The organism is Desulfobulbus elongatus DSM 2908 (genome assembly GCF_000621145.1).
Classification (GTDB): Bacteria; Desulfobacterota; Desulfobulbia; order Desulfobulbales; family Desulfobulbaceae; genus Desulfobulbus; species Desulfobulbus elongatus.
Window position 1 is genome coordinate 59,375 of record NZ_JHZB01000019.1, and the last position, 10,626, is coordinate 70,000.

At 64.2% G+C, this 10,626-nt stretch carries 10 protein-coding genes (1 of these 10 running past the window's edge); 8 read left to right on the forward strand and 2 right to left on the reverse strand.

The window, feature by feature from the left end; genetic code table 11:
* Positions 1 to 18: 18 nt before the first annotated feature.
* The 5 genes from Q362_RS20250 to Q362_RS0110900 all read left to right on the forward strand — a co-directional run bounded on the left by Q362_RS20250 (position 19) and on the right by Q362_RS0110900 (position 4,374).
* Entirely contained in the window at positions 19 to 684 is a 666-nt protein-coding gene (locus tag Q362_RS20250) for a precorrin-2 dehydrogenase/sirohydrochlorin ferrochelatase family protein (RefSeq protein ID WP_051554133.1), read from the forward strand.
* Positions 681 to 1,499 carry a c-type cytochrome biogenesis protein CcsB gene (ccsB, locus tag Q362_RS0110885; protein ID WP_028318718.1) on the forward strand — a complete coding sequence of 273 codons (819 nt, stop codon included), beginning with the start codon at positions 681 to 683 and terminating at the stop codon, positions 1,497 to 1,499. Before Q362_RS20250 ends, ccsB begins: the two co-directional genes overlap by 4 nt.
* Entirely contained in the window at positions 1,489 to 2,781 is a 1,293-nt protein-coding gene (gene hemA / locus Q362_RS0110890; RefSeq protein WP_028318719.1) for a glutamyl-tRNA reductase, read from the forward strand. Before ccsB ends, hemA begins: the two co-directional genes overlap by 11 nt.
* The gene (locus Q362_RS0110895) at positions 2,778 to 3,287 is read left to right on the forward strand and encodes a hypothetical protein (RefSeq protein ID WP_028318720.1); all 510 of its coding nucleotides are present in this window, start codon (positions 2,778 to 2,780) and stop codon (positions 3,285 to 3,287) included. Before hemA ends, Q362_RS0110895 begins: the two co-directional genes overlap by 4 nt.
* A 112-nt stretch (positions 3,288 to 3,399) precedes the next feature.
* Positions 3,400 to 4,374, forward strand: a complete 975-nt coding sequence (locus Q362_RS0110900) for a Gfo/Idh/MocA family protein (RefSeq protein WP_028318721.1) — start codon at positions 3,400 to 3,402, stop codon at positions 4,372 to 4,374.
* 50 nt (positions 4,375 to 4,424) lie between these two features.
* Here the strand turns inward: Q362_RS0110900 and Q362_RS0110905 are convergent, their stop codons facing one another.
* On the reverse strand, positions 4,425 to 5,714 hold the full coding sequence (locus tag Q362_RS0110905) for an IMP cyclohydrolase (RefSeq protein WP_028318722.1): 1,290 nt from the start codon (positions 5,712 to 5,714) through the stop codon (positions 4,425 to 4,427).
* A gap of 51 nt (positions 5,715 to 5,765) precedes the next feature.
* Positions 5,766 to 6,776 (reverse strand): bifunctional UDP-N-acetylglucosamine diphosphorylase/glucosamine-1-phosphate N-acetyltransferase GlmU, encoded by a 1,011-nt coding sequence (locus Q362_RS0110910; protein ID WP_028318723.1) that lies wholly within the window; start codon positions 6,774 to 6,776, stop codon positions 5,766 to 5,768.
* Between the two features lie 308 nt (positions 6,777 to 7,084).
* On the opposite strand from Q362_RS0110910, the gene Q362_RS0110915 reads away from it, so the two are divergent.
* The 3 genes in view from Q362_RS0110915 to Q362_RS0110925 are tightly spaced (at most 2 nt apart) and all read left to right on the forward strand, a layout consistent with a single transcriptional unit that may run on beyond the window.
* Complete coding sequence (locus Q362_RS0110915; RefSeq protein WP_028318724.1) at positions 7,085 to 8,008, forward strand: homocysteine S-methyltransferase family protein; 924 nt, start codon at positions 7,085 to 7,087, stop codon at positions 8,006 to 8,008.
* On the forward strand, positions 8,005 to 10,455 hold the full coding sequence (locus Q362_RS0110920; RefSeq protein WP_028318725.1) for a methionine synthase: 2,451 nt from the start codon (positions 8,005 to 8,007) through the stop codon (positions 10,453 to 10,455). The genes Q362_RS0110915 and Q362_RS0110920 overlap by 4 nt, the downstream gene beginning before the upstream one ends.
* 2 nt (positions 10,456 to 10,457) lie before the next feature.
* Positions 10,458 to 10,626, forward strand: the 5' portion of a protein-coding gene (locus Q362_RS0110925) for a rubredoxin (RefSeq protein WP_028318726.1). The gene runs 5 nt beyond the window's last position; only the first 169 of its 174 coding nucleotides appear in the window; the start codon lies at positions 10,458 to 10,460; the stop codon falls past the right edge of the window.

Here is a 10,626-nt window from a genome sequence, read left to right on the forward strand (position 1 = left end):
GAAGACCGGTGAACCAAGGTGTATCCCCTGTGTCTTGACATCAGCCGGCGGTTGTGCGTGGTCGTTGGCGGCGGAAGGGTTGCCGAGCGCAAGGTGAAGGGCATTCTTGCGGCCGCCGGCCGGGTCAGGCTGATCAGCCCGGTGGTGACGCCCGGCCTGTCGGACCTCGCTGACCACCAAATCATCGCCTGGTTCTGCAGGCCATACAGCCGGGCGGATCTCGATGGCGCCTTCCTGGTCTTTGCCGTCACGGATGACACCGAAGTGCAGCGGGCCGTCCGTGACGACGCCCGGGCCGCCGGCCTGCTGGTCAATGTCGCCGATGCCCCCGCATGGTGCGATTTTCAGGTGCCGGCCACCATCCGGCGGGGCGATCTGACCCTCGGTGTGGCCACTGACGGCAAAAGTCCCGCCGTGGCCGCCATGGTCAAGGGGCGGCTCGACCGGCTTTTCGGCGAAGAGTACGGCTGGCTCACCGCGCTTGCGGCCCGGCTGCGCGAACAGATACTGGCCGAGGAGCCTGATTCCGAACGGACCAGGATGTTGTTTCAACAGCTCCTCCACGACGATCTCGTCGACTGGCTCCGGGAACGGCGCTGGGACGCCGTCCGTCGGCATGTGGAGCATGTGCTCGGCCGGCCGGTCGATTTCGACCCGGCGTCCCTGACCAAGGAGAATCCATGAGTTTCCTGCTTTTTCAGAGCAGCGTCGTCGTCTATCTGCTGGCGACCGCCGCCTATCTGGTGTTCTTCCTGACCCAGAAAAACACGCTGCGCCGGACCGGGCGGGCGATCTTTCTGGTCGCCTTTCTCCTCCATACCGCCAATCTCATCGCCCGGGCCTTCGAGGCCGGCCATACTCCCATCACCAGCCACCACGAGACGGTTTCGTTCTTCGCCTGGTCGCTGGGATGCTGCTACCTGTCCTTCCGTTGGCGGTATGTCGTGAAGAATCTGGGCGCCTTTGTCAGCCTGCTGGTGTTCGGCCTGATGCTGATCGCGGCGTTTTCTTCGCGCACCATGCTGCCCCTGCCGCCGGCCCTGCAATCCTGGTGGCTGCCGGTCCATGCCTCGACCAGCCTGTTTGCCGACGGCTTCCTGGCCCTCTCCTGCATCGGCAGCATCATGTATCTCCTGCAGGAACGCGAAATCAAGAAGAAGCGGTTCGGGCTCTTCTATTCGCGCCTGCCCTCCCTGGAAACGCTCGACAAGCTGAATCACCACTGTCTGAGCGTGGGGTTTCCGCTGTTCACCCTGGGGCTGATCACGGGCTCGCTGTGGGCCAAACAGGCCTGGGGCGCCTATTGGCAATGGGACCCGAAGGAGACCTGGTCCCTGATCACCTGGTTCCTGTACGCCGCCGCGGTGCACCAGCGGTTCACCGTCGGCTGGCGGGGACGGCGGGTGGCGATTCTCAGCATCGTCGGATTCCTGTCGGTCCTGTTCACCCTGTGGGGTGCGTCCTTTCTTCTGGAAGGAGTCCATACCTATGTCGCGTGACGCCATTGTCCTGCTTGGCGTCAACCACAAAACGACGCCGCTGGCGGTGAGGGAGAAACTGGCCCTGGCCGCCGGCTACGAAGAGCCGCTCCGGGCCCTGGGCCAACTGGAGGACCTGCGGGAATACTATCTTCTCTCCACCTGCAACCGGGTGGAGGTGCTGTTCACCTGCCGGGACGTGGAACGGGCCCGGGACCGGGTGCTGGAGCTGCTGTTCGGTCAGGCCATCACCAAGGCTGAGGCGGAGCAGTATGTCTACCGCTACGTCAATGCCGAGGCGGTGGAGCATCTCTTTTTGGTGGCCGCCAGCCTCGACTCGATGATCGTCGGCGAGGCCCAGATCCTGGGGCAGTTGAAAGAGGCCTACCGCCACGCGACCAAGGTGGGGTCGAGCGGCTTTATCCTCAACAAATTGCTGCACAAATCGTTTTCGGTGGCCAAGCGGGTGCGGACGGAAACCCGGATCGGCGCCCATGCGGTTTCGATCAGCTATGCGGCGGTCGAGCTGGGCAGAAAGATTTTCGGCGCGTTGGCCGGGAAGAAGGTCCTGCTGGTCGGGGCCGGCGAGATGGCGGAGCTGGCGGCCGAGCACCTGGTGGCGCAGGGGGTCGCCGAAGTGGTGGTTGCCAACCGGACCCTGCAGCGGGCGGTCAACCTGGCCCGCTGCTACAACGGCCGGGCGGTTTCTTTGGAGGAGTTGCTCGACCAGTTGCGCCAGGTCGACATCATCATCAGCTCCACCGGTTCCCCTGACCTGATTCTGCGCAAGGAGGACGTGCGCTCGGTCATGCGCGAGCGGCGGAACCGGCCGCTCTTTTTCATCGATATCGCCGTGCCCCGGGACCTTGATCCGGGCATCAACGATCTCGACAACGTTTTTCTCTACGATATCGACGACCTGCACAATGTCGTCGAAATGAACAAGTCCGAACGGGACCGGGAGGCGGTCAAGGCCCAGCGGATCATTGCCGAGGAAAAACTGAAATTCGGCAAGTGGCTGGCCAACATGGAATCGACCCCGACCATCGTGCAGTTGCGGGCCGTGGTCGAGGCCCAGATCCGGGCCGAGGTGGAGAAAACCATGGGCCGTTTCGACGGAATGGACGAGCAGCGGCGCCAGGGATTGGAAAGGATGGTGGCCGCGATCACGGGCAAGGTCGTGTTTCCGGCCCTGCATTACCTCAAGACCGACAACCACTGCATCGGCATGCCCGAACGGATCAAGACTGTCCGGGAACTCTATCTGCTCGACACCACCACCGGTGAGCAGGAGGAGTCGTGAGCGACGGCGAGCGCGGCGCCCTGATGGAGGACGAACTGCTGCTGGTCCGCCATTCGGGAGAGATTCCGGAAGTCGCTCTGCACGCCAGCCTCTATTTTCTCCGCGAAGATGCACAGGGGCCGCGGCTGCGCCTGACCGCCGAAGAAATCAGGGCACTTGAGGAAGCGGCCCTGGCCCGTTACCGGGAAATCATCTTGCGCGATCTCGATGTCAACAACCGGGACCTGTCGCTGTTCCGGGGCATTCGTCGGGCGAATCACAACTGGTACCGCTTCGTCCGCTTCTGCGACAAGATCGGGGCGCCCTACGGGGAGTTCCGCCTGATCGCCGCCGAGGCGCTGCTGCACTATCTGCGCGTGGAACTGGCCGAGATTGCGACAGGAAAACGTGCGCCCTCGGTCAACTGCTCTGTGGACGCGCTGCTGAACTTTGCCCTGACCATGGGCATCGATCCGGCCACTTTGCCGGACAGATGGGACGGTTTGTGCGCGAAGGGGGATGAGTGAGCGGCGTCGGGCCGTTGCGATCTGCCGTCAGTGGCCTCTGTTCCCCGCCTTCCTGTTCTCTCTTGGCCGGAGCCAACTGAATTTTCGCCGCCAGAAAGCGGAAGGGGAGGGCATGCATCGACCGGAAAAGCGGTGGCGCGTCGGGATCATCGGCACCGGTAAGCACGGCAGCCGGTATGCCCGCCATATTGTCCAGGACATCGAAGAGGCGCAACTGATTGCCATCAGCCGCCGTTCCGAGGAGGGGCCGAGGCAGGCCGCGGAGTGGTCCTGCCGCTGGTATGCGGAATGGCGGGCCCTGGTGGCCGATCCCGAGGTCGACTGCGTGATCGCCGCCCTGCCGCCCGCGCTCAACCTGCAGGTGGCGTCGGCCTGTGCCGAGGCGGGCAAGCCTTTGCTGCTGGAAAAACCGATGGCGGTTTCGGTTGCCGAGGCCGTCGCCATGCATGACCTTTTCGCCCGGCACAAGGTGGGGCTGACCATCGGCCAGACCCTGCGCTACAACCGGGTGATCGTCCTTCTTCGCCAGCAACTGCCGGCCATCGGTCGGCTGCACGGTTTCACGGCCAACCAGCGACTCGAACCGGCTCCCCTGGACTGGCTGGACGAGCCGTCCTCGGCCGGGGCCGGGGTCACCTTCCATGTGGCCGTGCATGTCTTCGACGCCTTGCAATGGCTGACCGGGCAGGCAATCGTGCGGGTGATGGCCCGGACCCGTTGCGTGCACAGTTCGCTGCTCGAAGATCATGTCGTCGCTCTGGTGGAACTGGAAAACGGCGCCATCGGCGCCGTTGATTGCGCCAAGGTCGGACCGGCCCGTTGCGGGCGGTTCGAATTCGCCGGCAGCGAGGGACAGCTCCAGGCTGATCAGATTCACCATGTGTGCGAATCGATCCGCGGACAGAGCCGCCTGCCCCTGGCGGTGGGCGAGCCGGTCAACACCATTGTACCGCTCGTGCGGGATTGGCTCGCCTTTCTCAGCGGCCGCCGGTCCAACCCGATACCGGGTGAGGAGGGGGTAGCCGCCATCCGTGTCTGCGAGGCCTGCCTGCGCTCGGCGGCGCTGGGCGGGTGGGTGGAGGTGTAAAACCGGGAGCGACGGCGGCGTTGCTCCCGGTTTTTTTTGAGTGCCTACGCTCAGTGTTTGAACGAGCGCTGGCCGGTGAACATCATCGCTACCTGGGGATCGGCTTCGTTGCAGGCCTGGATCGATTCGAAATCGCGGATCGATCCACCTGCCTGGAGGATGGCGGTGACCCCTTCGCGGATACCGACATCGGCGGCGTCGCGGAAGGGGAAAAAGGCGTCGGAAATCATCACCGAGCCGGGGAGCCCCGCCCGGTCAGCCCGCACCTTGACATCGATGGCTTCCTGGTCAGCCCTGTCCCGTTGGCCGTGCTCGATTTCGGCCACCATGTCGACATAGGGGATGCCATGGGCGTCGAAGCAGGTGATGTCGGCGTACTTGGTGTAGGCTTTGTGCACAGCGATCTCGGCGACTCCGACCCGGTCCTGCTCGCCCGCGCCGATGGCGGTGGTGCAGCCGTCCTTGACATAGATCACCGAGTTGGAGGTCACGCCGTGCTCGATGGCCCAGCCGAACAGCATGTCCTCGATTTCTCTGGCCGAGGGCTGGCGCTCGCAACAGTAGTCGACACCCTTGTAGGTGGTGACGGCGGGCTTGAGGTCGGCGGCCGTACGGATGGAGTTGACCGCCGACTGCTGCACGATGATGCCGCCGTCGATCAGCGATTTGAAGTCCACGAAACGATGGTGCTCGAATTCGGCCAGGCGGGCGATGCCGGCCATGCGGATCACCCGCAGGTTCTTGCGGCGGGCGAGGATGTCGAGCACCCCTTCCTCGAAGTCCGGGGCGCAGACCACCTCCAGGTAATTTTCCGCCATCAGTTCGGCGCATGCCCGGTCGAGCGGCCGGCTGGTGACCACGGCCCCGCCGAAGGCGGCGATGCGGTCGCAGCGGTTGGCGCGGTTGTAGGCCTCGGCCAGGCTGGTGCCGATGGCGGCGCCGCAGGGGTTGTTGTGCTTGAGAATCACCGCGGCCGGCCGGTCGATCAGGTATTTGATGATGTTGAGGCCGTTGTCGACATCGGTGAGGTTGATCTTGCCCGGATGCTTGCCCACCTGGAGCATGTCCTCCACGGTAATGGCGCTGACCAGGCCGTTGCCCGGTTCGATGTAGCGGCAATCGCCGAGGATGAGATTGCCGTTGACCAGTTCGTAGAGGGCCGCCTCCTGGTCCGGATTCTCGCCGTAGCGCAGGCCCCGCTCCTCGACGGTGCCGTCGGCCATGGGGATTTTCCAGGTCTTTTTCCGGTAGACCAGGGTCTGGTCGCCGAAGGTGATGGTCATCTCCATGGGAAAGGAATCGTCCAAGAGGGTGGAATACATTTTCTTCAGATCGGTCATAGGTTGCGCAGCTCCTGAGACAGGGAGGGATGGTTCAAGAAGAAAAGGGCCTTATCCGTGGCGATGGGTCAGCGGGGGAACCGTCTCGCCCGCGGCGATCGTGCAGCCGGTCAGCACGCTGTTGGCGCCCACGCACACCCCGTCGCCCAGGGTGCAGGCCTGCAGCACGCAGCCGCCGGCGATGCGGCAGTCCCGGCCCAGGGTAGAGGCGCTGCTGATCTGCGCCATGCCCTCGATGATCGTGTCCTGGCCGATGGTGCAATCCGGCGCCACCAGCACGGTTTCCGGCGCATACAGGGTCACGCCGGCCAGCATCAGGTCGCGGTTGCGGCGTTGTTGCAGGATGGCGTGGGCCTGCGCCAGTTCGACGCGGGAATTGACCCCGAGCACGTCGATGGCCCGGGGATGGACGAAGCGGTGGACCGCCAGGCCCTGATTCCTGGCCATGGCGACGATGTCGGTCAGATAGACTTCGCCCTGGCTGTTGCCGGTGCCGACCCGGCGGAGGGCGTCGAACAGGAAGACGCGGTCCACCAGATAGATGCCGGCGTTGATCTCCTTGAGGCGTCGCTGTTCCTCGCTGGCGTCTTTTTCCTCGACAATGGCCGTGATCGTGCCCTGGGCGTCGCTGAGAACGCGGCCGTAGCCGAAGGGCTGGTCGAGCAGGGTGGTCATCAGGGTCAGGGCGGCCCGGCTGTTGCAATGGGCCGCGACCATTTCCGTCAGCGTGGCCGCCTGGATGAGCGGGGTGTCGCCGCAGAGGATCATCACCAGATCGGCGTCGGTGCAGGCCGCCTCGGCGCAGAGCACGGCATGGCCGGTGCCCAACTGCTCCTCCTGCACGACCGGAGTGACGGAAAACGGTTCGAGTACGCGCAGCACTTCCTGCCGCTGGTGGCCGACAATGACCGCGCAGCGTCCGATCGCCGCTTCCCGGACCGCGATGAGCACATGGTGGAGCATGGGCCGGAAAAAGACCTCGTGCAGCACCTTGGCGTGGGCCGATTTCATGCGGGTGCCTTTGCCGGCGGCGAGCACCACGGCGGTGATCGATGGGGTCATGGACGGGTTCCTCGGGAACGGAAGCGGATTGCCAAAAAAAGTGGCCTACTGTAGAAAATAAAACACTGTTTGACAAGCATGACCTGACGGATGCATCGGGCCGGCCGGCTGTTGCGGGCAAAACTGCGGCCGCCATGCAAAAAACTTGATGCGAATCCCGGTGGTCATTCTTACAGTGGGCGGGCAGGAAGAAACCCGGTCTGTTGTGCCGGTGCCGGCCGCTCTCGGGGCTGCCGGAGCGGCGGTGCCTTTGTGGCCCGGTTTATCCTTTGAACATTCTTTTAATCTTCAGACGAGAGCATCGATTCATGCGACCATACGACCACGAGGTGCTGATTCTTGACGGCGCCTGCGGCACCAATCTGCAGGAAATGAACATCCCGGCCTCGGCCTGGGAGGGCAGGGAGGGCTGCAACGAACTGCTCAACCTGACAGCCCCCGAAACGATCATCGCCCTGCACGCAGCCTTTGTCGAGGCCGGAGCCATGGTGCTGGAAACCAATACCTTCGGCGCGAGCCGGATCGTGCTCGCAGAGTACGGCCTGGCGGACAGGGTCGAGGCCATCAACCGGGCAGGGGTGGAAAATGCCCGCGCGGCCATCGGTGGCCGGCCTGATATCTATATCGCCGGTTCGATCGGACCCGGCACCAAACTGCCCTCGCTCGGCCACATCGCGGTGGATGACCTGGCCGCGGCCTATGCCGAACAGATCCGCGCCCTGGCCGCGGCCGGTGCGGACCTGCTGATCATCGAGACCTGCCAGGATCTGCTCCAGATCAAGACCGCCATGACCACCTGCTTCGAGACCCTGGAATCCCTGGGGCTGGACCTCCCGGTCATGGCCTCGGTGACCATCGAACGGACCGGCACCATGCTGGTCGGCACCGATATGGCCGCTGCCGCCGTGACCTTCGAGCCCTATCCGCTGTTTTCCTTCGGCATGAACTGCGCCACCGGGCCGCTGGACATGGAATCGCACATCCGCTACCTGAGCCGCAACTGGCCCGGCCGTATCTCGTGCGTGCCCAACCAGGGCCTGCCGGAGGTGATCGACGGCAAAACCTGCTATTCCCTCGGCCCGGAGACCTATGCCCGCGAGATGAAACGGTTCGTCACCGAATACGGGGTCAGCGTGGTCGGCGGCTGCTGCGGCACCACCCCGGCCCATATCCGCGAACTGGTGCGGACGCTTGCCGGCGTCAAACCGGCCGTTCGGGAGGTGACCGCATGAAGCCTTCAGTCGCGAGCCTTTACCAGGCCGTCGAGTTGCAGCAGGAGATTCCGCCGCTGCTGATCGGCGAGCGGGCCAACGCCAACGGCTCGAAAAAGTTCCGCGAACTGCTGCTGGCCGACGATTACCAGGCCTGCGTGAAAGTCGCCCTCGAGCAGGAAGCCAGGGGGGCCCATGTTATCGACCTCTGTACCGCCTATGCGGGCCGCGACGAGCTGGCGGACCTGACCACCTTGGTGCGTCTCTGCGCCGGTGCGCTCAAGGCGCCGCTGATGATCGACTCGACCACGCCGGCGTGCATCAAGGCCTGCCTGCGGCTCTATCCGGGCCGGGCCATCGTCAACTCCATCAACCTGGAGGACGGCGGCGTCAATATCCGCCGGATCTGCCGGGCGGCCAAGAAGTACGGCGCCGCCGTGGTGGCCCTGACCATCGATGAGAAAGGCATGGCCATGACCGCGGCGGAAAAGGTGCGGATCGCCAGGGCCATCCATGCCATTGCCGTGGACGAATACGGCCTGCGCTCCAGGGATCTGCTATTCGACTGCCTGACTTTCACCGTGGGCTCCGGCGACGCCAATCTGCGCGACGCCGCTGTCCAGACCCTGGAGGCGATCCGCCGGATCAAGGCGGAATTGCCGGGATGCCTGACGGTGCTCGGGGTCAGCAACATCTCCTTCGGCCTGGCGCCCCAGGCCCGGCGCATCCTGAACTCCGTGTTCCTGCACGAGGCGGTGGCCGCCGGTCTGGATGCGGCGATCGTCGATGCCGCCAAGATCGTGCCTCTGGCGCGCATTCCGGCTGAAGACCGGGAGGTCTGCCTGGACCTGCTGTACAATCGCCAGGGCGAAGAGGTGAAAGACCCGTTGCTGCGGTTTATCGCCCACTTCAGCGACAAGGCGGCAACGCCGGCCGAAGACGGGCAGGAGGGGGACAGCAAGCCGGAAGAGCAGTTGTTTCAGATGGTCATGGACGGCGACAAGGAGCAGTTGGAGGATGTGCTCGCCATCCTGCGGCAGCGGTTCCGGCCGATCGACATCATCAACCAGATCCTGGTTCCGGCCATGCGCCATGTCGGCGAACTCTTCGGCAAGGGGGAAATCCTGCTGCCCTTTGTCCTCCAGTCGGCGGAGGTGATGAAGGCCTCGGTCACCCTGCTGGAACCGTTCATGGACAAGGCCGAAGGCACCGCCGCCACGACCGTTCTCCTGGCGACAGTGCAGGGCGACGTGCATGACATCGGCAAGAATCTGGTGGACATCATCCTTTCGAACAACGGTTACCTCGTCCACAACATCGGCATCAAAGTGCCGGCCGAGACCATCATCGAAAAGGCCAGGGAGGTCCGGGCCGATCTGATCGGCCTCAGCGGCCTGCTGGTGAAATCGGCCATCATCATGCAGGAGTCCATGGCCCAGTACCGCGAGGCGGGGCTCACCGTGCCTATTTTGTTGGGTGGGGCCGCCCTGACGCCCAAATTCGTGGCCGAATCCTGCGTGCCGCAATACGATGCGCCGGTGGTCTACTGCGCCGATGCCTTTGCCGGCCTGAAGGCGGTGCAGGAATTCGAGGCTGGCACCCTGACCGCGACGGTCTACGATGGAGCAACCGCGGTCAAGGCGATGAAGCCCGGCATCCGGGTCGCTGAGATCGACCGGACCAACCCTGTGCCCGTGCCGCCGTTTCTGGGACAGCGGTACGTGGAAGATATCGATCCGGCGGTTTTGTTTTCCCTGATCAATGTCGAGGCCCTGTTCCGCGGCCGCTGGGGCTACCGGCGGGGCAAGATGGGGGCAGGGGAGTATGCCGACCTGATCGAGGGTACGGTCCGGCCCCTGTACGAGGAGTTGCAGCGGAAGGCCCTGGCCGGCGGCTGGATTCAACCCAGGGTCAGCTACGGCTATTTTCCCTGCCGAGCCGAAGGGGATGCCGTCATCGTCCAGGCGGACGGCGCGGAACATCGGTTTTCGTTCCCCAGGCAGGCCGAGGCCCCGTTCCTCTGTATCGCCGATTATTTCAAAACGGCCGGGGAGGGCGGCGACATCGCCGGTTTTTTCGTGGTGACCATCGGGCCGAAAATGAGCGAGGAAACCGCGCGGCTTTATCAGGCCGACGCCTACCATGAATATCTCCTCCTGCACGGGTTCAGCGTGGAGGTGACCGACGCCTTGGCCGAATACTGGCACGGCGTCATGCGCCGGGAAATGGGTATCGGCGGCACCCAGACGCAGAATGCGCTTGGTGCGGTTACCCAGAATTACCAGGGCTCGCGCTACGGTTTCGGCTACCCGGCCTGTCCCGACCTGGAGGCGCACAAGCCGCTGTTCGCCTTTCTCAAGCCCGAGGCGATCGGCATCACCCTGACCGAAAACATGCAGATGGTGCCCGAGCAGACGACCTCGGCCATCGTCGCGCATCACCCCCAGGCAAAGTATTTCGCGGTTTGATCATGACACCGGCAAAGGAACGCTACATCTGCGCCAACTGCGGCTACATCTATGACCCCGCTGTCGGCGACCCCATGAATGCCATCCCACCGGGCGTGGAATTCGCAGAGCTGCCCGACGAGTGGGTGTGCCCCATGTGCTACGCCACCAAGGAACAGTTCGATCCCCTCG